Genomic DNA, 23,434 nt, shown 5'->3' on the forward strand with positions numbered 1-23,434 from the left:
TAACACCCTCATTTCTTAAATTATTATTAATTTTTCAGATTTTACGCGCGGTGTTAACAGTTCGATTATCAGTTTCGCCAAATTTCAACAACCTAAACGCTGTTCAATCAATGTCGCCAATTCACAGGCTATAAGGGTTAATTCATCCTGATCTTGCCCCTCAATCATCACCCGTACCAATGGTTCAGTTCCCGATGGACGAATCAACACCCGTCCGTGCCCATGAAAATGAGCTTCCACTTCCTGAATCCGCCTTTGAATCTCAGCATCATTCAGATAGTCCAGTTTCTTTTTGTTTTCGACTTTGGCATTAACAAGGATCTGAGGGTAAACCGTCATCAGATTATTCAGGGTCTTGGCATCCCGGCCATCCTGTTTTAACAATTCCAATAAGATCATGGCCGTAAGCATCCCGTCCCCGGTGGTGTTATGATCCAAAAGGATCAAATGGCCGGACTGTTCACCGCCCAGATTATAATCGCCGGCAATCATCGCTTCAAGGACATACCGATCACCAACATCCGTCTTAATGGTTTTACACCCAGCGGCACTTAACGCCAGATCCAGGCCGATATTACTCATTACGGTGACCACCACGGTATCTTTTTTTAACGTATTGCAGGCCTTCATCGATGACCCGATCAGGTTCATAATTTTGTCGCCATCGATGATCGCACCACCATTATCAACTGCCAGACAGCGATCTGCATCGCCATCAAAAGCAATACCGATATCGGCTTTTTCGTCAACCACCCGACTTTGTAAGGGCTGTAAGTGGGTGGATCCACACCCGGCATTAATATTCTTGCCATCAGGTTGATCCCCGATGACCACAACATCGGCTCCGAGGTGACGAAAAAACGTCGGAGCAATGCTATAAGCAGCCCCGTTGGCACAGTCCATCACTACCTTAAGCCCAGAAAAATCACTTTTTATCGCCTGTTTGATGTGGTTTAAATAGAGGTCTTCCGGTTTTTCCAGTCGACTGATTCGGCCCCCCTCTTTTAATACAACTTCCTGTTTTTCCAGAACGATGGTTTCAATTTCGTCTTCTACTGCATCTGGCAGTTTGAATCCCAGACCATCAAAAAATTTGATCCCATTAAATTGATAAGGGTTGTGGGAAGCCGAGATCACGACACCAGCATCGGCATGAATTGCTCGGGTTATCACTGCAATGGCAGGGGTTGGTAAAACGCCAACCAACACGGCTTCACCGCCAACCGCCATAATACCCTGAGCCAGAGCCTGTTCCAAGGCGTTTCCGGATTCCCGGGTGTCCATGCCAATGACGATTTTGGGACGATGCGCGTTTCTTCCCAGAACACTGGCTCCGGCCTGACCTAAACCATAAGCCAGATCCAATGTCAATTCTTTTTCATATACACCACGAACGCCATCAGTACCAAATAATTTTCCCATCTATATAAAACTCCTTAGTCTTTTTCTCTTTACTTAAAATTTACTGGCTTTATTATAACCTAATGCGACTTATTTTAAAACCGTTTAATGATGCCACCGCCGAGAACCCGCCGACCCTGATAAAAGACCAGGGCCTGACCGGGTGCCGGAGCGCGAACCGGAACCTGACTGTGCACAATGGCCTGAGTTCCGGAAAGTCGTTCGATTTGGCCGTCATACTCGTGGCCCCAGCGGCAGGTTTTAAAGGTGAAGCCGGTTTCCGGCAACCCCCCGGACGATTGGATAACCAACGCATCCACCAGAATACGACTTTGATACAAACTCTGTTCTTCATCCAAAACCACCGTATTGGTGGCTGGGATCACCTCAACTACCGCCAGCCGCTTTTCTCCAGTAATCCCTAAACCCCGGGTTTGACCCGGGGTAAAATGATGAATGCCCAGGTGCTTCCCCAGTATTCTACCAGTTTTATCCACAAAATTACCAGGGGTTGTAGGGTTATTTCCAAACACAGCCTCCTTGAGAAACAAACCATGGTCCTTCTTTGGGATAAAACAAATCCCCTGGCTTTCAGCACCCTGAGCGAGCTCTGGCAATAATCTCAAAATTTCTTTTCGAACTGCATCTTTGGATGTGACCGCATTTAGCGGGAATAATAAACGCCCCAGTATATCCTGATCCAGATGATATAAAAAATAGGACTGATCCTTATTTGCATTGGGGCTCGCCCAGAGCTGATATGCCCCTTCATGCTGGCGAACCTCGGCATAGTGGCCGGTGGCAATCATAGCATCGCCATTGGCTGTGGCAAAATCACGAAGCAACTTAAACTTCATGTTCTGATTACACAACAAACAGGGGTTCGGGGTTTTCCCCAGCCGATATCCTGCTACAAACGGATTAATCACTTTTTTCTGAAATTCATTTTGAGCCGCCAGTACATGATGCTCAATTTTTAATTTTTCAGCCACCAGTTTGGCGGCATTAATGGTAGTTTCGGCATTTAAAAAATTAAAGGTTACGCCAATTACCTCGTAACCTTCACCTTGTAACCGATAAGCGGAGGCAGCACTGTCGATGCCACCACTTAATCCGATAATGACTTTTTTTCTGTTCACACTTTTTCCCTTATGGTTTTAAACTAACGTTCACTGATACTCTTTAGCCGGGTTTCTTTTTTATTAATATGGACAATTTTACTTTTTTGTGATTTCAGCTCGAGGCTGTTATCCCGTTGTTCTTCCCAAACTGGCCAGTTCTTATTGACTTCAATCAAATTGATGATTTCTTCAGTGAGCCAGGGGTTGCCAACCAGCACCGGCCCCAGGGTATTGGTAAAAATCCCTTTGCCGCTGATCACCCCTTCAACCTTTGTCTTGCCATTGTTGCCGTAACCATACTTAAGCCGTCCAAATGGTGACTCTTCTTTTATATCCAAATCGATCATTTGAATCTGACTGCCGATAATTTCCATTTCCTTGCCATTATACTGACAGCTGTAATACAGATCATCACCATACACGACGTGATTCTCCGAGGTTTGGATCTCAATGATCCCCAGTCCAATAATCTCGGACTGATCATCCCGCTTGATTGTTTCCCCAAACAGCGCTACTGTGGTACCGGTAACCAGCATCGGTCGAGTTTCAATAAAAGCCATCAGTTCGTTTCGATGCGGTTCCAGATACACGGCCACCGCTTCAAAATGCTCAATTTCACCCGGTGGGCAAAACAGAAAATCAAAATCCAGCGGATTAAAGGTCTCTGTGTCCAAGTTAATTTGGGTAACCTCAACCCGGTAGCCCCGTCTTTTTGCCTCGGCCTGAATCGCCAGCAGATTACCTCGGTCGCCATGAAGGTTAAACATATTGTTAAAAAGCCAGCCGACTTTTATAGTCTGTTCCATTAATTCTGTCCTCCTTCAATGAATTTTTTCATCTTTTCAAAGGTAGAAATCCAGGTGATCAAATAAATATTATCCGTTTCGGCCTTGTCGATTTCGGCAAAGATTTCCTTGATGTCATCGCTGTCCATAATGGTGATCTCCTCCCGGCTGACCCCTTCATAAACCAGTCGATTGGCAGTATCATAAGCAACATGCTCGGAGAAACACAGATACCGCTCAACATTGGAATCCACCAATGGTTTAAAATCACAGTCAAAAGCATAAAAGGTGTTGATGTAATGCGGAACGAAATCATTAACCACATACAAACCCAGAGCCACCATTTTTTTGCTTTGATCTGAAGCCATAATATTTAAAGCACTTTGAAGCGTATCAGGATTTTCCTGTTTAATCCGCATGTACTTAATGGTTTTATTTTTGTAGGTCATGACCTCAAAGCGGCCTCCAATATTTTTGAAATTCTCAAAAGCCCCAGCCGCAGCTGCCGGCGTAATCCCACAGATCGCATCGCAAATGGCCAGCGCTCCGGCATAATTATAGAACATAAATGGCAGATCGTAGGGCATATGAAAGACCACATCCTTCAATTTGAAGGTATTATCTTTAAAATTAAGCTCAGTAACCGAGTAGTCTGGTGTGCTTTTGCTGGCAAATCCACAAAAATCGCACGCAAAAGCGCCAATACTGTCGACGTTGTAATAATCAAAACGCAGATCGTGATGGCATTTGGGACACGCTTGGGTGGGGTAATCCCCACCTTTTACGAAGGATTCATTATGGCGGGAAACGCTGTAATAAATCGAACGACGGGCGACTTCCTCGAAAAATCGGGATCGCGGTTCTTCGTTATTGAGGATCAGTGTCATATTGGGATTGACCACCTCTTTTAACTTGCGGATAATAAAATCCGGATCCCCATTTCTCTGGACCTGGTCTTTTTGGAGATTGGTGATTAGCATATTTTCAGCTGGCAATTGAGCGTAAATTAACGGCAGATAGCGTTCATCGGTTTCAAAAATGTAATAGTCAGCCTTGAGTTTCCCTGACAAGCTGGCTTCTTTGGCCAGACTGGTGGCAATTCCGCCCAATAAGTTGGCACCTTCCAGATTGGAAACAATTTTTTTGCCATTCTGCTTTAAGATATGCGTTACCAGATTGGTGGTCGACGATTTCCCATTGGTTCCGGTAATAAAAACGACTTTGGAATAATCAATATTTTTAAAATGTTTGACAAAATCCGGGTCAATTGTCAACGCTTTCTCCCCGGGAAGGTTGGTTCCCCGCCCCTTGCTGACAAGTTTAATGGCAATTCCCATTAATTTTGCCAACCATAATGCAAAATAAAATTTCATCATTAATAACCTTTCTTCTTAAGTAATTGCCTGTTAAAGCTCTTTATTTTTCAATTTTTCATGGATCACGGAAATTATGCTTCGACGCTCATTTTTTTCGTCCGGATTTGACGGCGCACCGTTATCCTGATTTTTTTCTTCCAGGCCCTGATTCCAACTCATCTGAGCAGCTCCGGCAACCACCGCACCGACAAAGCAGGCGGTACTGAACATACTGGCCAGACCGATGACCATGGCCACCAGCTCGCCGTAGATAATCCCATTAAAACGAACCGGATGAATATCCCCATAGCCGATGGTGGCAAATGAAATGACCATATAATACAGCATATCAAAAGCATCCAGGGCCCGGTCTGAATTCGCTGCATAAAAGCCGGGATTAATTTTAAAACAATTATAAACCATCAGATAAAGAATACTCATTTCACTGACAACCAATACCAGCATCCCTTTTAGTATACTGGCGGTTTCGTGATACTTCCGCCTTTTTGAAACGGAACTGCGGATCAGAGTGGGGTTGGCGATTGCTCGGATCATCACCGAAAAACAGAGCATCAGGGCAAAAGAAAGTCCCACCAAACCCAGTGGCAGGCTCGGCGGTGAGATAAAGTTGGCAAACAACACGAAATAATGACCCAGGACCAGATAAAAGATCAAATCCATAAAGCGGGAGACGATAATATCCTGAAACTGATCGATTTTCATAAATAGGTGTTGCACTAAAAATACGATGATAATAAAAACGGCAAAGCTTCCTAAAATTCCAATCAGTTCGCCAATCAGTATTCGGTGATGCAGCGACACCACCAATAACGAGATCACCAACAAAACACCAGTGACCATGAGAACTCCCTGATATTCATAATTGACAATCAATTTTACCAGAAACCGTCGAACTGGTTTAATCTTTTTTGTTTTGTTCTGCTTTACCTCAGAAATAATGCGTTCTTTGTTGTAGAACAGAAACAATTCAAATAAAAAAAGCAGAAGAATGAACAAATCATAGATAATAATAATGGCGTTACCATTGGCTAGGGTTTCGTAAACTGGGATTTCATTGACAAAGGGATTCATCTGAAAACTCCTTTACTTTTTTGATTCATGGTTCTTTATCAACTCTAATTTCTTCGCCTTTGACATTTTCTTGATGGCCGCTTCACGACTGAGGGCTTCTGACCGGGTGGTCAGCGTTTCCCAATAAACCAGCGTGACTGGCAACCGCCCCCGGGTATATTTTGCACCGGTTCCCGAATTATGGGCTTTGATCCGAGCTTCGATGTGAGTGGTCCACCCGGTATAAAGGGTGTCATCACTACATTTTACGATATAAACGTGAGCCTTGTCTATCATTTGTTTTTCTTTCTCTCCGTTTCATTGAGAAATCTGTTTACGCGTCTATCAACCGCTCATATAATTTGGCTGGATTAATTCTCATACTTTCCAAACCAACAAGAAAAAAAGATCCCTATAAGGGATCTTCATTGTTTTTTTTAGAAATTCCTAGAAGTTGCTGTTTCTTGGTCTTCTAGTTTGTTTTCTTTTTGTTCGACATTCACGACATCTTTTTGGTTCATTGTCAAAACCTTTTTCCTGGTAGAATTCTTGTTCACCTACAGTAAATACAAATTCTTCGCCACAATCTTGACAAACTAAAGTTCTGTCTTCCATGAGTACCTCCACTTAATTTTAATGTACAGGATCTGATTATTCTTTGTTAAATGGAGCATGGACAATTTTGTCTGAATGTTGTTACCATTTATGAACTTGTAATCATTAACTATACTACCGTTATTATACAATGTTCGTTTACATTTGTCACCTGTTTTTTTATTTTTTTATTGAGTTAAATTCTTTTTTCGGCTATATTTAACTCATACAATTTCAATTATAAGGAGATAAACCATGAGAGATCATCGACTGATAAAATATGCCCAAACCCTGGTCAATTACTCCCTTTATGTTAAACCGAATGAGTGGGTTGTGATCCGCGGATCTGACCTGGCAATGCCTCTGATAAAAGAGTGCTACCGTGAGATCTTAAAGGCCGGAGCCCACCCCACGGTCATCCTCACCCCTGACGGTCTTTCGGAAATTCTTTTAAAGGAAGGCAGCGACGAGCAACTGCAGTTTAATGCACCAATGATGCTGGAGGTTTATGCCAAAGCCGATAAAATCCTAAACATTCTGGGCGATCATAACCTCAAGTCACTATCGGCTATTCCCAGTGAACGAATCGCACTGCAGCGCCGTTTTGGCGCACCGATCACGAAGCTTTACAACGACCGGGTGGCCCGTGGTGAAATGGACTGGACGCTGTGCCTCTACCCCACCGCAAGTGGTGCCCAGGAAGCCAATATGTCGCTTTCCGACTATGAAGAATTCGTCTTTGAGGCCTGTCTCCTAAACGGCGAGAATCCCATTGCCGCCTGGCAAAAAATCCATGATGACCAGGAAGCCATGGTTACCTATTTAAACACGAAAACCAGCTTCCATGTGGTGGCCAACGATACCGATCTGACGCTTTGTACCGAAAACCGGGTCTGGATCAATTCCGATGGTCACCACAATTTTCCCAGCGGCGAAGTCTTTACTGCACCGGTAAAGGAAAGCGTCAACGGAACCATTCGGTTCACCTTTCCCGGTATTTACAGTGGTCAGGAAATTGAAGATATCCAGCTGACCTTTACAGACGGCTGCGTTGTTAAGGCCAGCGCCAAACGCGGTGAAGCCCTGCTTCACGCCCTGCTTGACACCGACGCCGGTTCCCGCTATGTGGGCGAGTTTGCCATTGGCACCAATTACGGCATCTCCCAATTTACCAAAAACATGCTTTTTGATGAAAAAATCGGCGGCACGATTCATCTGGCCCTCGGCAAATCCTACCCGGAATGCGGCCCGATCAATGATTCGCTGCTTCACTGGGACATGCTCTGCGACATGAAGGACGGCGGGGCCATTTATGCCGACGGCGAGCTTTTTTATCAGAACGGTCTCTTTCTAAAAAAATAGCCCGCTTTTAGCTTTACCATCCGTCAATTTATTGTAATAAAGCTGGCTTTATGGTATTATTGGCAAATATCATTACAGGAGGAAATTAATGGAGCCCATAGAAAAAAAGACGAATTTTATCACCAATGCCATCGATCAGGATATTGCCGACAAGGTTTACACCAATGATCGCGTTCACACCCGCTTTCCACCCGAACCAAACGGATATTTACATATAGGTCATGCCAAAGCCTCACTGCTCAATTACCGGATTGCAAAGCAGTATCATGGAAAATTCAATCTCCGCTTTGATGACACCAACCCCATCAAGGAAGAATTGGAGTTTGTCGATTCCATCAAGGAAGATCTCTCCTGGCTGGGAATCGAATGGGATGACCGGCTTTTTTTTGCCTCCAGCTATTTTGATAAAATGGCTGACTACGCCGTTGAACTGATTGGCAAGGGTCTGGCTTTTGTGGATCAGCTCTCTGCTGAGGAAATGCGCCAGTATCGGGGCAGCCTCACCGAGCCCGGCAAGGAAAGCCCGTACCGCAACCGCCCGATCGAAGAAAACCTGCAGCTTTTTAAACAAATGAAGGCTGGCGAGCTGCCGGAAGGTTCCCATATTCTGCGCGCCAAAATCGATATGGCCAGCCCCAATATGAATATGCGCGATCCAGCCATCTATCGGATTCTGCATACCAGCCACCACTCCACCAGCGAAGACTGGTATATTTATCCGATGTACGATTATGCCCATCCGATTGAGGATGCCTTAGAAGGGATTACCCACTCTCTCTGCACCCTGGAATTTGAAGATCACCGCCCCTTCTACGACTGGGTGCTGACCAACATCGATGATTTCAAAAAAGAGCCCCCCCGACAAATTGAATTCGCCAAGCTGAATCTGACCAAAACCATTGTTGGTAAACGCTTTTTAAAACAGCTGGTGGAAGAAAAAATTGTCGATGGCTGGGACGATCCCCGTCTGGCCACCATTTCCGGCTTACGCCGCAGGGGCTTTACCCCTGAATCAATTCAGGCCTTTTGCGAAGCGATTGGTGTCGCCAAAACCAACAGCACCGTCGATATTGCCATGCTCGAACATTTTATCCGGGACGATTTAAAGCTTAAAGCCCCCCGTTTAATGGCCGTGATCGATCCCCTGAAGGTGACCATCACCAATTACCCGGAAAATCAGACTGAATGGGTTGAGTTACCACTTAACCAGGAAAATACCGAAATGGGTAGCTACACTACCCCATTTAGTCGGGAAATTCTGATCGATCGCAGTGATTTTATGGAAATACCACCCAAAAAATACTTCCGACTCTTCCCCGGCAATGAGGTGCGCCTACGCGGGGCCTACTTTATCACCTGTCAGGAAGTGGTTAAAGATGCCGACGGTCAGGTCATTGAACTAAAATGCACCTACGACCCGGCCACCAAATCCGGTGCTGGCTGCGAGCGGAAGGTCAAAGGCACCATCCATTGGGTGGACGCCAATCATGCCAGCGAAGTCGAGCTCCACCTCTATGACTATCTGGTTGAGGATGACGCCGGACTGACGAAAGACAATTTTCTGGAGCGAATCAATCCGAAATCCCTGGAAATTGTCAAAGCCTATATTGAACCGGAATTATTAAAGGCTCAACCCTATCAGAAATTTCAGTTCATCCGCAACGGATTTTTCTCCGTCGATCCCAAATATTCAACCCCGGAGGCTTTGGTATTTAACCAGATTGTCTCTTTAAAAAGTTCCTGGAAACCAACCAACTAAAAAAAATACTGGCAACATGCTGTTTTAGATGAGGGAGAAGTTATGAAAATATGGTCTGATAAAGAAAAGCTGTCCCGGGATGAGCTCCGGAAACTGCAGTTTAAGCGCTTAAAGAAAACCCTGAACCACGTTTACGAAAACGTACCTTATTATCATGAAAAGTTCAAAACCGCCGGGGTTAAACCGGTAGATATCCGCACTCTGGAAGACATGCGGCTGCTGCCGCTGACCACCAAGGAAGATCTCCGCAAGAATTATCCTTTTGGTCTCTTTGCTATGCCCAAAAATAAAATTGTCCGCTATCACGCCTCTTCCGGAACCACCGGCAAACCAACCGTGGTCGGTTACACCAAACACGACATGAAGGTCTGGCGGGAAGTGATCGCCCGAATCGCCACTATGGGCGGTGTCACCGCTGACGATACCGCTCAGATTACCTTTGGGTTTGGCCTCTTTACCGGCGCTTTTGGTCTACAACAGGGGCTGGAAAAAATCGGTGCCGGGGTGATTCCAATGTCAGCCGGCAATACCCAGAAACAGATTATGATCATGCAGGATTTCCAATCCACCGTACTGATTGGTACCCCCTCCTATGCCTTGCATCTGGCCGAAGCCGCTCAGGAAATGGGGATCGACCCCAAAGAAGAGCTGTTTCTTAAATACGGCCTCTTTGGCGGCGAAGGTTCCACCGAAGAAATGCGTGCCAAATTAAACGAAGCCTGGGGCATCACCGCCACCGAAAACTACGGCATGAGCGAGCTGATTGGCCCCGGCGTTTCTGGCGAATGTCTGGCTTTTAAAGGGATGCACATCAATGAAGATCACTTCATCGCTGAAATCATCGACCCGGAAACCCTGGAAGTGCTGCCGGAAGGTGAAGTCGGCGAACTGGTTATCACCCCGATTACCAAAGAAGGGCTCCCACTGATCCGTTACCGCACCAAGGATATTACCCGACTTGACACTACTCCCTGTGATTGCGGCCGAACCTCGGCGCGGATGGCCAAAATCACCGGACGAACCGACGATATGCTAATAATCGGTGGCGTCAATGTCTTCCCCTCACAAATTGAAGGTGTTCTTTTGGGCATAAAGGGGATCGGCTCGAATTACCAGATTCGAGTTCTCAAAAAAGGCTATCTGGACCGGATTGAAATTGACGTCGAAGTGGTCAACCAGGATCTGCTCGTTTCAGTAACGCTGCTGGATCAGCTTTATAAAGAAATCCAGTCCAAGCTGCACACCACCCTCGGTATTCATGCCGGTATCCATCTGGTTGAACCCAAAAGTCTGGTTCGCTCGGAAGGCAAAGCCAAACGGGTCATTGACCTGCGATCTGAAAATTTATAGGAGGCAAACCATGCTTATTAATCAATTGTCGGTCTTTATTGAAAATAAAAAAGGCCATCTTTCAAAGATCACCAAAGTCTTGAAAGATGCCCAAGTGGATATTCGGGCCATTTCCGTTTTTGACAGCGCCGAATTCGGTATTTTGCGGATTGTCGTCGATAAGCCGGAGGTCGGGGCCGAAGCCCTAAAAAAAGCTGGACACGTCGTCAAACAAAGCTATGTGCTGGCGGTTGATCCCTCCGATAAGGTTGGCAGCCTGCACGATGTCTTTGCCCTGCTTTCTGAAAATGATGTTAACATTGAATATGTCTACTCCTTCGTAATGCCCAATAACCAGGGTTCACCCCTGATTATTTTAAAAGCCGACGATCAGGAAAAAGCCATTGCCCTGCTGACCGCTTCAGATTTTAGCCTGATTCCCAAAGAAGCCGTCTATAACGTGCAAAAAGGCTGAACGCCCACCCTCCGTACCGACCAATTGTTAATCTGTTGTTCGCTGCGCCATGCGAAATCCGCTACGCTCCTTTCGCATTGGTCGCGGGCAGTCGCCAACTATAAGCAAGCTTATGATTGGCTCGTTGCCTGCGCGCAGAATCGGACAGGCTCTGCCGTGTCCGCTCCGATGCGTACAACATGATGTAACAATTGTCGATACTTGAGTTTATCGACAGCCTCAAGCCGGAGCATTGCTCCGGCTTTGTTGTTTATCGTCTGTTTTTAACCTTTTTAAGCCGGAAAAACTCTTCCCGTTCTTTTTCCTCAATGGTATCCTGAATGTACTTTATTTCGGCCCTTAACCGCGGAATCTGGATCTTATCCAGGGCGTTGGCACTTTTCTGGGTTTTTTTTATTTCCAGCGACAGTTTATAGGCCGTCGTTTCCACCTGCGCCAGCTGATACGACAAATACTTGACATCGTTGAATTTCTTAATGGCAATATCCAGAGCCGGATTATTCTCGTTAAAACCAAAGGCCAGGTTTCGTTCCCGCCGTTCCGTATAAATAACTTCGGGAATGTCAACCCCCATGACCCCTTTGGCCCGAATTTCAAAACCGATCTCCGGGGGAACCGAAAGGGCAAACTCTTCCAGATGATTGAGGCCCATGCTGATACAAACCTGCTGCAGGGCTTCATAGGCATCCCGAAACATCTGACCGATTTCTTTCTCGATCAGTTCAGCTTCTTTGACCAGCTGCATGATTTCCTGAATTAAAATGGTTCGTTTTTTATCGAGCAGCTCATAACCTTTAATTGAAAATTTCAACCGACCCTTGGCCTTAATCAGATTCGCCTTGGTCGGTGTTATTTTAATGGCCATGATACCACCTATGCCTTCTTGGGAAAATACTTATCAATGTTTTCGGGACTGAGTCGATCCAGTTCGGTCAGCGGCAACAGCGATAGGAGCTGCCAGCCGAGATCAAGGCTTTCAATAATATTCCGGCCTTCATCAAACCCCTGATTCAGAAATTCCGCTTCAAAAGCCCGGCCAAAGGCCATGTACTTTTTATCAGTGGGACTTAAATCTTCTTCCCCAATAATCTGGGACAAATCTCTTACTTCCTGAACCTTGGAATACGAGGCGAACAACTGGTTGGCTACCTCAGCATGATCCCCCCGGGTAAACCCTTCACCAATTCCATCTTTCATGAGCCGTGACAATGAAGGTAAAATGGCAACTGGCGGGTAAATGCTGCGCTGGAACAAATCCCGACCAAGTACAATCTGACCTTCGGTGATATAGCCGGTTAAATCCGGGATCGGATGGGTAATATCGTCATTGGGCATCGTCAATATCGGTAAGAAGGTGATCGAACCGACCTGATCTTTTAGCATCCCGGCCCGTTCATAGAGCGAAGCCAGATCCGAATACATATAACCAGGATAGCCTTTCCGACTGGGCACTTCTTCCCGGGCTGACGAGATTTCCCGGAGTGCTTCACAATAACTGGTGATATCAGTCATGACCACCAGAATATGCATATGTTTTTCAAATGCCAGGTATTCGGCGGCTGTCAAAGCGCATCGGGGCGTCGTTATCCGCTCAGCGATGGGATCATCGGCATAGTTGACAAACATGACGACCCGATCCATAACATTGGCTTCGTCAAAACTTTTTCTAAAAAACTTCTCGTCATCATGTTTAACGCCGATGGCGGCAAATACCACCCCAAATTCTTCATTGACATTATCACCCAGTCTGGCCTGACGAACGATCTGTGCCGCCAGTTCATTGTGCGGCAAGCCATTGCCGGAAAAGATCGGTAATTTCTGACCACGAATTAAGGTTGCCAAGGTATCAATGGACGAAATTCCGGTCTGAATAAAATTACGGGGATATTCCCGGGACATCGGGTTAATCGGACGGCCGTTGATATTGGCTTCAACCAAACTGAAGATATCACTACCATTATCAATCGGTTCGCCAATGCCGTTAAAGATCCGTCCCTGTAAATCCAGAGACATCGGCAAATTAAAGGATTCCCCGGTAAACTTGATGATACTGCTCCCAGCTGACAAACCGGCGGTATTTTGAAACACCTGGATAATCACGTTTTTTTCTTCAATTTTGATGACTTTTCCCTTTTTAATATTCCCGGTGCTGATTTCAACAATATCAACCACTTCACCATAGAAGACATCATCCACATCTGAGATCTGGATCAGGGGGCCAACAACTTTGTCGATTTGCAGATATTCTTTTTTCATGCTATTCCCCCCTAATTCTCATATTTTTTAAAGAGCACTTCATAATACTGATCAATCTCATCCTTCAGCTTGTCAATCCCGCTTAAATCATCGTTGGGAATGGTATATTTCATTTTTATAAACTGACTGAAAATATCTACATTTTTGAGCTGTGATGTAGGAATCCCGAGCTTCAAACCTTCCCGTCCCCGTTCAAACAAATATTCAATGGCTTTTAGCATTGCGTACTGTTTTTCCAGCGGAACATAGGTGTCATCTTTATTATAGGCATTCTGCTGCAGATAACCAACTTTAATGATTTTGGCAATCTCCAGAACCCAGCGCTGATCATCCGGCAATACATCTTCACCAACTAGCATGACCATCTCCTGAAGTTTGTTTTCTTCATACATCAGCTCCAGCATTTTATTTCTCAGACTGATGCAATCTGCGGCCACGTTATCCTCATACCAGTCGGATAAAATTTTAAGATAGCCACTGTAACTTTCCAGCCAGTTTATGGCCGGGTAATGTCTGGCATAGGCCAAGCTTTTGTCGAGGGCCAGAAAGACATTGACAAAACGCTTGGTATTTTCGGTGACCGGTTCCGAGAAGTCACCACCAGCGGGTGATACGGCGCCAATGATCGTAATCGAGCCATCATCGCCACCCAGGGTTTCAATACTTCCAGCCCGTTCGTAAAACTCGGCAATTCGGGATGGCAGATACGCCGGATAACCTTCTTCAGCTGGCATTTCTTCCAGTCGGCCGGAAATCTCCCGCAATGCTTCAGCCCAACGGGAGGTGGAATCGGCCATCATCGCCACCGCATAACCCATATCCCGATAATATTCTGCAATCGTAATTCCCGTATAAATACTGGCTTCACGGGCCGCTACCGGCATGTTTGAGGTATTGGCAATCAAAACCGTTCGTTCCATGATCGACTTACCCGAGCGGGGATCGATCAACTTGGGAAAGTCTTCAATAACCTCGGTCATTTCGTTGCCGCGCTCGCCGCAACCGATATAGACAATAATATCGGCATCAGACCATTTCGCCAACTGATGTTGAGTCATTGTTTTGCCAGTACCAAAGCCGCCAGGAATTGCAGCCGTTCCACCTTTGGCAATGGGAAAGAAAATATCGATAACCCGTTGACCAGTGATCAGTGGCACCAAGGTTTCACGCCGATAGGCATTGGGTCTAGGCGTCCGCACCGGCCATTCGTGAGCCATCTTAAGTTCATGCAGCTCGTTTTTTGCATCCCTGATTGTTACCAGTACATCTTCGATGGTATACTCACCATCTGGCATCACGGAAACAACGGTTCCCGACAGGTTCGGCGGCACTAAAAGACGGTTCTGAATGACTTGAGTCTCCTGAACGGTTCCAAAGCAACTACCCGCCAATAAGAGATCTCCCGGTTTCACGGAGAGCGTTGCTGTCCACATTTTTTTGTCATCGATCGATAAAAGGCCAATTCCTTCAGGAATAAAAATCGGCGAAAGCTCCTGAATTTTTTCAAGGGGTCGCTGAATCCCATCAAACATGTTTTTAAGCATCCCAGGTCCCAGTTTAAGACTAAGCGGTCTACCAGTGGGGGTAATTTCCTCACCGGTTTTGAGGCCTTCTGTTTCTTCATACACCTGAATCGTGCCGATATCACCTTCTAAAACAATAACTTCCCCAATTAAGCGCTGCTCCCCCACGGTAACCATTTCCCGCATCTTAAAGCTGGTCATGTTTTTTCCTTTAATAACGGGACCGTTAATGGCAGATATAATGCCCTTTACTTTGTTTTCTTCATTAACTGCCACTTAGCTCACCTGCTTTTCCATAAACCCGTTCAGCGTCATTCCGATGAGTTTATAATTGCTTTTAATCAGATTCTCAACCGTAAAATCACAATGGAGTCGACCTTCGGCATCCTCAGCAATAAATCCGCCGATGCAGTCGATACACTGTTGCCGGTATTCAATATTAAAATCTGCCAGTTGTTGATCCATAATAGTTTTAAGCTGGTTGAAATCACCTTCGCTGACAAAGACGACAATATCCGTTTTTCCTGCAAACACCTGATGAATCTGCGCTACACAATCCTTTAGATAACCATTGTACACCTCGTCGGTCAGGAAATCCCGAGCTTTTTCCCGGATCAGCTGATTAAAATCCATGAGGATTCGGTTCTTCTCTTCCAGTTCCAGGGTTTTGGCTTTATTTTTACCTTCAGCGATAATTTTGTTTTTATCTCTGAAAATCGTATGATAACTCCGCTCCTCGATGGCCCGCTTTTCTTTTTTTATCTTTTCCTCTGAGTCAGTCAACAGCGCCTTCTTTTTATCCTTGGCATCGTAGATGATATCTTTGCCCCACTTACGTTCCTTGCTTAAGAGATATTGGGTAAATACCCGGAGTTTTTCTTCTACTGAAATCATTTTATCACATCCTTACAATCCCACAGATTCTTTAATGTACTTCATGATCATCCCCTCACTGCGCGAATAGCCATGGCGATCGGGAATGACCGTAATTAAAGGTGAAAAGTATTTCTTTTTTGCTTCCAATACCAAATCGCTAATCATCAATGATGCTTTTTCGGTCAGAAAAATTATCCCAATGTCTTTGTCTTTCATGGCTTCCTTAAACGCTGCTTCAATCTCTGCCTGTGTTTTTACATAAGCCCCTTCAATACCAGCCAGTTGCATTCCCAAATAGGAATCACGATTCTCACTGATCACATACGATTTCATGCTTATAGACTTCCAATAATCATGATTGAAATAACCAGACCGTAAATGGCAACCCCTTCAGCCAGTCCAACAAAAATCAGTGTTTTTCCAAGAATTTTAGGATCTTCAGAAACTGCCCCCAAAGCGGCTGAACCAACCACACCAACCGCATAACCGGCCCCAACACAGGCAAGACCAGTTGAAAGCGCTGCTGCGATATAGCCTAAACCAGCGTCTGTCATTCCCCCTGAAGCGCTACCGGTAGCAGCTGCAACCACTCCTGGTGCCATCACAATCAGTGCTGCCGCCAACATCGGAATAAAGGTTGACAGATTTAATTGTAGAAATTTTTTTAATTTTACCTGTTTGGCATCACATCCACGATAGTTAAAATAAACACCCAGAGAAATAGTTCCCAAAACAAGTAATGCGGTGCCAATGGTTATAAACGTTAATACATTCATTTGCGGTTCTCCTTAAAATAAATTAATTTGCAGGTCAACGGGTCGAAATTCAACCCCATCACCGATATAGTATTTACTGAACAATTCATAAAATTGTAGTCTCAATGCTTGAATCGAAACAATCAATGTTTCCAGAACAATGACAAAAATATTGGCAAAAATCAAGACGCCTACACTGATAACCCCATTATGTGCCATTTCAGCCAGGGTCTGAAAAGCTACAAAAAGCCCAACATGAACCAGGGCAAAGGCGCCAATTCGAATAAATGAAACGGTATTACTAAACATCCCCAGCAGCATCTCAAACAGTTCAAAACCACTTTCAATATAATAGGCCGAGGGTTCTTCTTCGTAAAGATGACTATTTTTCTGCAAATAATTTGCCAGTGGCTCCCGTATTAATACGATAAAAACCAAAAGCACTGCCAAGATCCCTAAAATTGGTGTCAGCACTGCTGACACTGGAAATCCGGCGACGTTTATCCCGACAATCGCCAGTAAACTGGCGTACAGAGCAAAGCCACAGATGCCATTTTTACCAAAGACACCTTCTTTGATTTCTTTTTGCCTAAGCTTATTAATAATGCTGTAGACATAGGCCACAAAAAGCATCCCGATACCAATTCCAATTGCAACAAATAATATCGAATTGATCTCTTCAAATGGTCTTAACCACACGGCATGAATCACTTCTTCAAAACCAAAAACACTGCCATACATAAATCCAAAGAATGTGGAGCAAATTCCCAGACGAAACAAAACCTTCCCAAGCTCTACTCCCCTTTTTCCCAGAATAAACCCGGCGACCGCCAAGACCAGACCTTGACCGACATCACCAAACATAAATCCAAAACAAAACATATAAGTTAAACTTAAAAAAGGGGTTGGGTCCAGCTCATTAAATGAGGGTACTCCATACAACTTGACTAAATTTTCGAAGGGCTTAAAGAGCCAGTTGTTTTTCATTTTTGTCGGCGGTTTGCCGCTGCCCTTACTGCTATCTGAAAACATGATGATCATTTCCGGATATTTAGCAGCAATGGCTTCCATCCGCTGTTTATCGCGCTTCGAAATCCATCCCGAAAAATAAAAGTTTTCATCACTAAAAGCCATAAACTTTTTAATAATACTAAGATTCGCATAAAGGCTCAAGGTGTTAAAACTGTCTGTGGCATCAGCCCGGTTTTCTTCCAGATGCAGGTTCAATTTACGAAACAGATCGGCTTTCCTGGTATGCAGTTCTTTGATTTCAGCATCGATTGCTTCCAAAATCTGCTTTGGCGACTCGGTATACTTTTCATTAAACCCTTCAATCGGTTTAAAATTGAGAGCCTTCAAAATCCGCTGTGATTCAATCTCCAGATCTTTGGGAGATACAATCATAAATACTTCTTCATTATCTTCTTGATTACCGACATGAAAGACAATCGACGTCACACTGTTGTAAATGCTCTTTAACCGCATGGCATTATCTTTGGTCACTGAACCAAGACTATAGGAAAAGTTCTCCAGACTATCCAACTCACTCATCTTTGCATCCAACTCATCCAGATAGGAATACGCAATCTTGCTTTTTCCCAACGCTTCAATCTGATTATTGATCTGCTTTAATTCACTGTATTCCACCACCAGATTGCCATCAAATTCGCGGGCTTTGCCCAGCGCTTTGCCAAGATCACTCTCACTTTTTGCCAGCGAAATCATGTCTAAATTAAGGGAACCCTTGTAGAGTTCATTTAACTTATTGACTGTTTTAACAAAATTCTTCTCATCCATCATCGTCTCGCCGGATACAAGCTGTGCAAATCCCAGCAGCTCACCCATGTTTTCCTCACGTATTGGAAGAATGAACCGCCCAGAATCTATTTCTTGCATGGCATCGACGATTTGAATATCATTGAAAAGAAAAATGTCTTTGGCGAATTTATCAACATATTTGATTTTTCCGACCACATCCATCATAATCACATTTTCAATTGCCATAGAATACTTCCTTTCACACCCTAATCAATGGGTCTGATTAAATATTTTTTTGTTTCATCCGCTCCCATTTGATAGCGCTTACTTTCGATGATCGAAGTTATATCTTCGATCTCGAAATCCAGCAGCCGAATATAGGCGACAACTCGCCCCAGGCTACCATTTCCTTCACTAAAAAGCTTAAGATACATAAAATAAAGATACCGCTCCTGCCGCCTTTCCATATATAGATCGATGGTCTTGGTATGATTAAATAAAAAGGCATAATCGGTATCTGCAATTTGTTCTTTCATCTCGATAAAATTCTTTGCTTCAACCAATGCCACCAATCGTTTCTCATTTAAAACCAGTCCACCTCTCAAGGAGTAAGCAATCAACTCTTCCCGGGATAACTTATAAAACTTTTTACCCCGATAAATCCAAATTAAATTTAGTAGATCAAAGTTGCGACGTTGAGCATTAATCAGATCCCGGTTGGCTTTCTTATCTAATTTGAGCAACCGATTCTTTATCAGATCGTAATAATACCGATCCAGATTTTTTTCAACCATTACCAAATCCTGATCGGTTCGGATATCTTTATAGATTTCCAGAATTCGATAATACTCGGTATTGATCAGCAGCTTTTTAAACTCGTCCCAATCTCGGGCCCGGAATAATTTTTCGAAGGGGACAGTTGAATACTGATGCGAATAGACAATTAACTCCCGAAGCGATTCCAGGTCGTCGTCTCGAGCAATGCCCCGAATTAAGACCCTCAAAGCCTCAACTTCCAACCGTACCAGAAACACCTTAAAATAGCTCTTATCATCCCCTGATAAATAATGCATCAATTTTTCTGTTTCCGAAACCTTAAGATCATTTAAATGCGCTTCAAACTCAGTTCGATGAAGATCGTCAATATTCATGGTTTTCAGAAACTCCCCATAGTAGGTATTGTCTCTTAAATACTGAAAAACTTCTTTTAAATCCTTTGCTTTTATAAGCTCACGGAAATCATCGTCATCAATTTTTCGCGCTCTCATTGCCAGTGCTTTTGCACTTATACAAGCATATTTACTCTTAGACATACGATTCTCACACTTTTCTTTAAATCAAGAAAGAAAATCAGAAAAAATTAGCCTGACGCTGATCTTTTTTCTTTTAAACATCACTAACTTTTTTCTTGAAGAGTATTTCCAGAACTTCCCTGGTTTTGTCTTCTTTTTTTTCATCATAACGACAGCGGATTTTTGTGAGCTCCTGTTCCATCTCATCGATAATTTTCTGGCGTTCTTCCCTGGCTTTGTTAATCTCCTGCTGGTAGTTTTGTTTTGCCAATTCCTGGGCTCCCTCCAGCTCCGCTTTTTCCTTTTCTTTTATATCATTTTTGGTACGATCCAGAATTCGTTCAGCACGTTGAACAACATTTTTTTTTATCCGCACTGCCTTCGTATCAAGATTGATGACTTGTCGGATGACCACATTAATATCAGCATCTTCACTATGTAGCATGTTCAGTCTCCTTTCAGTAGTATTTTGTCCAAATTACTTCTTATTAATATACCCATTAATTATGATTTTCATTATAGCACTTTAAAAAATACTATCAACCTCTATTTTTTCTGGCAATCGATTACAAATTCCATTAAATTACTTATTATGTTGACATTGCTCTATTTCAGGTGTATGATAATATTAAATACCCCCTCCCCTCGAGGGGCGCACTATTAAGGAGGTCGCCATGGAAATATTACAATTCAATATCAGCGGTATGACCTGTACAGCCTGCGCCAGTGCCATCGAACGAAAGGTCGGTCAAATAAACGGCGTCGCATCGGCGGTCATTAACTTCTCAAATGAAAAACTGGTTGTCCAGCACGATCCGGATCTCGCCCCGGCATCACTGATTATCAGCACCATCGAAGCGCTGGGTTATGGTGCCGAATTGGTCAATCCCGAAAAAAATATCCCTATCAATAACAGCGAAACCGGTAAACACGGTTATCAAAATCAGATCGATGAGGTCAAATTTCGCTTATTTACCTCACTTGTTTTTACGCTACCCCTGGTCTATCTGGCCATGGGTCCAATGATTGGCCTACCAATCCCCGGTTTTCTGGCCGGTGAACAAAATTTGCTGCTTAATGCCTTAACCCAAATGTTTTTGACCCTGCCAGTCATTTTTCTATGTCGCCATTTTTACGTCAATGGCTTTAAAGCCCTGATCAAACGGATTCCCAATATGGATTCACTGGTGGCTGTAGGTACCAGCGCCTCCTTTATTTATGGGGTAATTGTTCTTTTCATCCTGGCTTATGGGTTTTCATATGATAACATGGCATTAATCCACCACTATTCACATGAGCTCTATTTTGAATCAACCACGGTTATCCTAGTATTAATTACCCTGGGAAAATTTCTTGAAACAAAAGCTAAAGGAAAAACATCCCAGGCCATTGAAAAACTCATCGCCCTGGTTCCCGATACTGCCCGCGTTTTACGAAATGATGCAGAAATTGAAGTTAGCATTGATACAGTACAAATTGATGACATCGTGATCATTCGTCCCGGCGAGAGAATACCCGTTGATGGAGAAATACTGACCGGACATTCAAGCGTCGATGAATCATTACTCACTGGTGAAAGCTTACCGGTAGAAAAATCCATTGGTGACGTTGTTATCTCTGGTAGTATCAATAAAACCGGATCCTTTGAATTCAAAGCGACCAAAATCGGAAAGGATACGACCCTCAGCAAAATTATTCAGCTGGTTGAAGAAGCCCAATCATCAAAGGCCCCAATTGCCAGAATTGCAGATGAAATCAGTCGTTTCTTTGTACCAGCTGTAATGAGCATTTCACTACTTACCTTTGCTATATGGATGATCCTCGGCTACGGGCTATCCTTTGCTTTATCAGCAGCGATATCGGTTTTAGTTATTTCCTGCCCCTGTGCATTGGGTCTTGCTACCCCCACCGCAATTATGGTCGGAACCGGAAAAGGTGCCGAAAAAGGCATCTTATTCAAAAATGGTCCAGCACTGGAAATTCTTGGAAAATCCAATACCATTGTATTTGATAAAACCGGAACCCTAACCATCGGTTCACCATCCGTTACCGATATCATTCTTTATGATCCGGATGTTGATTCGAATCAATTGGTACAACTTACTGCTTCACTGGAAAATAAATCTGAGCATCCCCTTAGTGAAGCAATCATCAAAGAAGCCACTGCACGGCAATTATCCTTAGACGCTCCAGACACATTTGAATCACTCTCTGGTTTCGGCATCAAAGGACAGATTGGCGACAAGAAAATTCTGGTTGGCAATATTAAACTGATGGAGCGTCATGGACTCACCGTTGAATCGATCATGGCTGATTATCTGCGCCTTTCTGATTTGGGAAAAACACCCCTGCTGGTCGGCTGGAATCAGTCCATTAAGGGGATTATCGGTGTAGCTGATATTATTAAAGAAAACAGCTACCAGGCTGTTTCTCAACTCAAAGCGATGGGCATTGATGTTTATATGCTTACCGGCGACAATGAACGGACTGCTCAGGCAATAGGTAGCATGGTAAACATTGAGAATGTGGTGGCCAACGTTCTTCCCCATGAAAAAGCCACGATGATCAAGCGGCTTCAATCCCAAGGACATCAGGTAATCATGGTCGGTGATGGCATCAATGACGCACCAGCACTGGCCCAAAGCGACGTAGGAATTGCCATCGGCAACGGCACAGATGTTGCCATTGAATCCGCTGATGTCATTCTGATGCAGAATGATTTGATGAATATTGTTTCTGCTATTCAATTAAGCAAAGCGACCTTACGAAACATCAAGCAGAATTTATTCTGGGCGTTTATCTATAACGTAATCGGCATCCCCCTCGCAGCCGGTGCTTTGTATATTCCATTTGGACTTAAACTAAACCCAATGTTTGCAGCAGGAGCCATGAGTTTAAGCTCAGTATCTGTTGTTCTCAACGCTTTGTCACTTAAAACATTTAAAACAAAACTATTTCCCATGAGCAAGCTTGAAACCAGTCAAGTTGTTACAACGGCAGAACTGGCTCAATATAAAAATATAGAAATGAAAGAAGGAAAAACCATGAAAAAATTATTAAAAGTTGCTGATATGAGTTGTCAGCATTGTGTTAAACGAGTCGATGGTATTTTAAATGAATTCGATGGGATCACTGATGTCTCCGTTTCACTGGAAGAAGGTCAGGCGAGTTTTTCAGCTACTGAAAATGTCGATATCAGCGCCGTTACTGCTGCTCTAACCGATGCCGGTTACCCTGCCTCTGAAATCACCGAGTAAACAATGGAAACCAAAGATCGTTCAACCGAGCTTAATTTACTTAAAACCGCCAGGGGCCAGATAGATGGCATCATCAAAATGCTGGAAAGTGATCGTTATTGTATTGACGTATCAAAACAAATACTGGCAGTTCAGGCACTGCTAAAAAAATCAAATTTAGAGATTTTAAAGAAACATATGAATTCCTGTGTTAAAGATGCCTTTGAAAAAGGAAATGGAGAAGCTAAAATTGATGAGATCATGCTTGTGCTGGATAAATATTATCGCTAATGAGAAATGCGAAAAGCATCTCAAGTCAGATCTCTATTATTGTCAAAAAACAAGGTTTGCCCGCACGAGGCTAGCCTTGTTTTTATTTATTGATTCGATTTTCTTGTAAATTATTATCCATCTTTAACTTGCGCTAAATAAAAAAAACCGCATGATCTGCGGTTAAAATTAGAAATTGGTGACCCATGGGCGACT

22 protein-coding genes are annotated in these 23,434 nt (G+C 43.9%); 6 read left to right on the forward strand and 16 right to left on the reverse strand.

Annotated elements, in window-relative coordinates; translation table 11 throughout:
- Positions 1 to 84: 84 nt before the first annotated feature.
- From glmM to Q7P33_RS06780, 7 genes are all read right to left on the reverse strand, one after another.
- Positions 85 to 1,422 (reverse strand): phosphoglucosamine mutase, encoded by a 1,338-nt coding sequence (gene glmM, locus Q7P33_RS06750; protein ID WP_303868683.1) that lies wholly within the window; start codon positions 1,420 to 1,422, stop codon positions 85 to 87.
- 74 nt (positions 1,423 to 1,496) lie between these two features.
- Entirely contained in the window at positions 1,497 to 2,540 is a 1,044-nt protein-coding gene (mnmA, locus tag Q7P33_RS06755) for a tRNA 2-thiouridine(34) synthase MnmA (protein ID WP_303868684.1), read from the reverse strand.
- Between the two features lie 23 nt (positions 2,541 to 2,563).
- Complete coding sequence (locus Q7P33_RS06760; RefSeq protein ID WP_303868685.1) at positions 2,564 to 3,328, reverse strand: cobalamin biosynthesis protein CobQ; 765 nt, start codon at positions 3,326 to 3,328, stop codon at positions 2,564 to 2,566.
- Positions 3,328 to 4,683 carry a Mur ligase family protein gene (locus Q7P33_RS06765; protein ID WP_303868686.1) on the reverse strand — a complete coding sequence of 452 codons (1,356 nt, stop codon included), beginning with the start codon at positions 4,681 to 4,683 and terminating at the stop codon, positions 3,328 to 3,330. The genes Q7P33_RS06760 and Q7P33_RS06765 overlap by 1 nt, the downstream gene beginning before the upstream one ends.
- A gap of 30 nt (positions 4,684 to 4,713) precedes the next feature.
- The gene (locus Q7P33_RS06770) at positions 4,714 to 5,754 is read right to left on the reverse strand and encodes a potassium channel family protein (protein ID WP_303868687.1); all 1,041 of its coding nucleotides are present in this window, start codon (positions 5,752 to 5,754) and stop codon (positions 4,714 to 4,716) included.
- 12 nt (positions 5,755 to 5,766) lie between these two features.
- Positions 5,767 to 6,030, reverse strand: coding sequence for a GIY-YIG nuclease family protein (locus Q7P33_RS06775; protein ID WP_303868688.1), 264 nt, complete (start codon positions 6,028 to 6,030; stop codon positions 5,767 to 5,769).
- Positions 6,031 to 6,180: 150 nt separating this feature from the next.
- Positions 6,181 to 6,348: a zinc-ribbon domain-containing protein gene (locus tag Q7P33_RS06780; RefSeq protein ID WP_070369760.1), complete on the reverse strand. Its 168-nt coding sequence runs from the start codon at positions 6,346 to 6,348 to the stop codon at positions 6,181 to 6,183.
- A gap of 234 nt (positions 6,349 to 6,582) precedes the next feature.
- Here Q7P33_RS06780 and Q7P33_RS06785 point away from each other — a divergent pair, with 234 nt between their 5' ends.
- The 4 genes from Q7P33_RS06785 (at position 6,583) to Q7P33_RS06800 (ending at position 11,252) form a co-directional block, all read left to right on the forward strand.
- On the forward strand, positions 6,583 to 7,689 hold the full coding sequence (locus Q7P33_RS06785; protein WP_303868691.1) for an aminopeptidase: 1,107 nt from the start codon (positions 6,583 to 6,585) through the stop codon (positions 7,687 to 7,689).
- A gap of 88 nt (positions 7,690 to 7,777) precedes the next feature.
- Complete coding sequence (locus tag Q7P33_RS06790) at positions 7,778 to 9,448, forward strand: glutamine--tRNA ligase/YqeY domain fusion protein (protein WP_303868693.1); 1,671 nt, start codon at positions 7,778 to 7,780, stop codon at positions 9,446 to 9,448.
- Between the two features lie 42 nt (positions 9,449 to 9,490).
- Positions 9,491 to 10,798, forward strand: a complete 1,308-nt coding sequence (locus Q7P33_RS06795) for a phenylacetate--CoA ligase family protein (protein ID WP_303868695.1) — start codon at positions 9,491 to 9,493, stop codon at positions 10,796 to 10,798.
- Between the two features lie 10 nt (positions 10,799 to 10,808).
- Positions 10,809 to 11,252, forward strand: a complete 444-nt coding sequence (locus Q7P33_RS06800) for an amino acid-binding protein (protein WP_303868696.1) — start codon at positions 10,809 to 10,811, stop codon at positions 11,250 to 11,252.
- Positions 11,253 to 11,502: 250 nt separating this feature from the next.
- Here the strand turns inward: Q7P33_RS06800 and Q7P33_RS06805 are convergent, their stop codons facing one another.
- The 9 genes from Q7P33_RS06805 to Q7P33_RS06845 all read right to left on the reverse strand — a co-directional run bounded on the left by Q7P33_RS06805 (position 11,503) and on the right by Q7P33_RS06845 (position 20,157).
- Positions 11,503 to 12,117, reverse strand: coding sequence for a V-type ATP synthase subunit D (locus tag Q7P33_RS06805; RefSeq protein WP_303868698.1), 615 nt, complete (start codon positions 12,115 to 12,117; stop codon positions 11,503 to 11,505).
- Positions 12,118 to 12,125: 8 nt separating this feature from the next.
- Complete coding sequence (locus Q7P33_RS06810; protein ID WP_303868699.1) at positions 12,126 to 13,508, reverse strand: V-type ATP synthase subunit B; 1,383 nt, start codon at positions 13,506 to 13,508, stop codon at positions 12,126 to 12,128.
- Positions 13,509 to 13,519: 11 nt separating this feature from the next.
- The gene (locus Q7P33_RS06815) at positions 13,520 to 15,307 is read right to left on the reverse strand and encodes a V-type ATP synthase subunit A (RefSeq protein WP_303868700.1); all 1,788 of its coding nucleotides are present in this window, start codon (positions 15,305 to 15,307) and stop codon (positions 13,520 to 13,522) included.
- Positions 15,308 to 15,925 (reverse strand): V-type ATP synthase subunit E, encoded by a 618-nt coding sequence (locus Q7P33_RS06820; protein WP_303868702.1) that lies wholly within the window; start codon positions 15,923 to 15,925, stop codon positions 15,308 to 15,310.
- Between the two features lie 12 nt (positions 15,926 to 15,937).
- On the reverse strand, positions 15,938 to 16,240 hold the full coding sequence (locus Q7P33_RS06825; RefSeq protein ID WP_303868704.1) for a V-type ATP synthase subunit F: 303 nt from the start codon (positions 16,238 to 16,240) through the stop codon (positions 15,938 to 15,940).
- A gap of 2 nt (positions 16,241 to 16,242) precedes the next feature.
- Positions 16,243 to 16,683, reverse strand: coding sequence for an ATP synthase subunit C (locus Q7P33_RS06830; protein ID WP_303868706.1), 441 nt, complete (start codon positions 16,681 to 16,683; stop codon positions 16,243 to 16,245).
- 12 nt (positions 16,684 to 16,695) lie between these two features.
- On the reverse strand, positions 16,696 to 18,666 hold the full coding sequence (locus Q7P33_RS06835) for a V-type ATP synthase subunit I (RefSeq protein WP_303868707.1): 1,971 nt from the start codon (positions 18,664 to 18,666) through the stop codon (positions 16,696 to 16,698).
- Positions 18,667 to 18,686: 20 nt separating this feature from the next.
- Entirely contained in the window at positions 18,687 to 19,733 is a 1,047-nt protein-coding gene (locus tag Q7P33_RS06840; RefSeq protein WP_303868709.1) for a V-type ATPase subunit, read from the reverse strand.
- A 73-nt stretch (positions 19,734 to 19,806) separates the two neighbouring features.
- Positions 19,807 to 20,157, reverse strand: a complete 351-nt coding sequence (locus Q7P33_RS06845) for a hypothetical protein (protein WP_303868711.1) — start codon at positions 20,155 to 20,157, stop codon at positions 19,807 to 19,809.
- 229 nt (positions 20,158 to 20,386) lie between these two features.
- Between Q7P33_RS06845 and Q7P33_RS06850 the strand changes: the two genes are divergently transcribed.
- On the forward strand, positions 20,387 to 22,969 hold the full coding sequence (locus tag Q7P33_RS06850) for a heavy metal translocating P-type ATPase (protein ID WP_303868716.1): 2,583 nt from the start codon (positions 20,387 to 20,389) through the stop codon (positions 22,967 to 22,969).
- Positions 22,970 to 22,972: 3 nt separating this feature from the next.
- Entirely contained in the window at positions 22,973 to 23,239 is a 267-nt protein-coding gene (locus Q7P33_RS06855; RefSeq protein ID WP_303868718.1) for a metal-sensing transcriptional repressor, read from the forward strand.
- Positions 23,240 to 23,434: the final 195 nt, after the last annotated feature.

This window comes from Acetobacterium wieringae (assembly GCF_026646375.1).
In the GTDB taxonomy this organism is placed as follows: domain Bacteria; phylum Bacillota; class Clostridia; order Eubacteriales; family Eubacteriaceae; genus Acetobacterium; species Acetobacterium wieringae_A.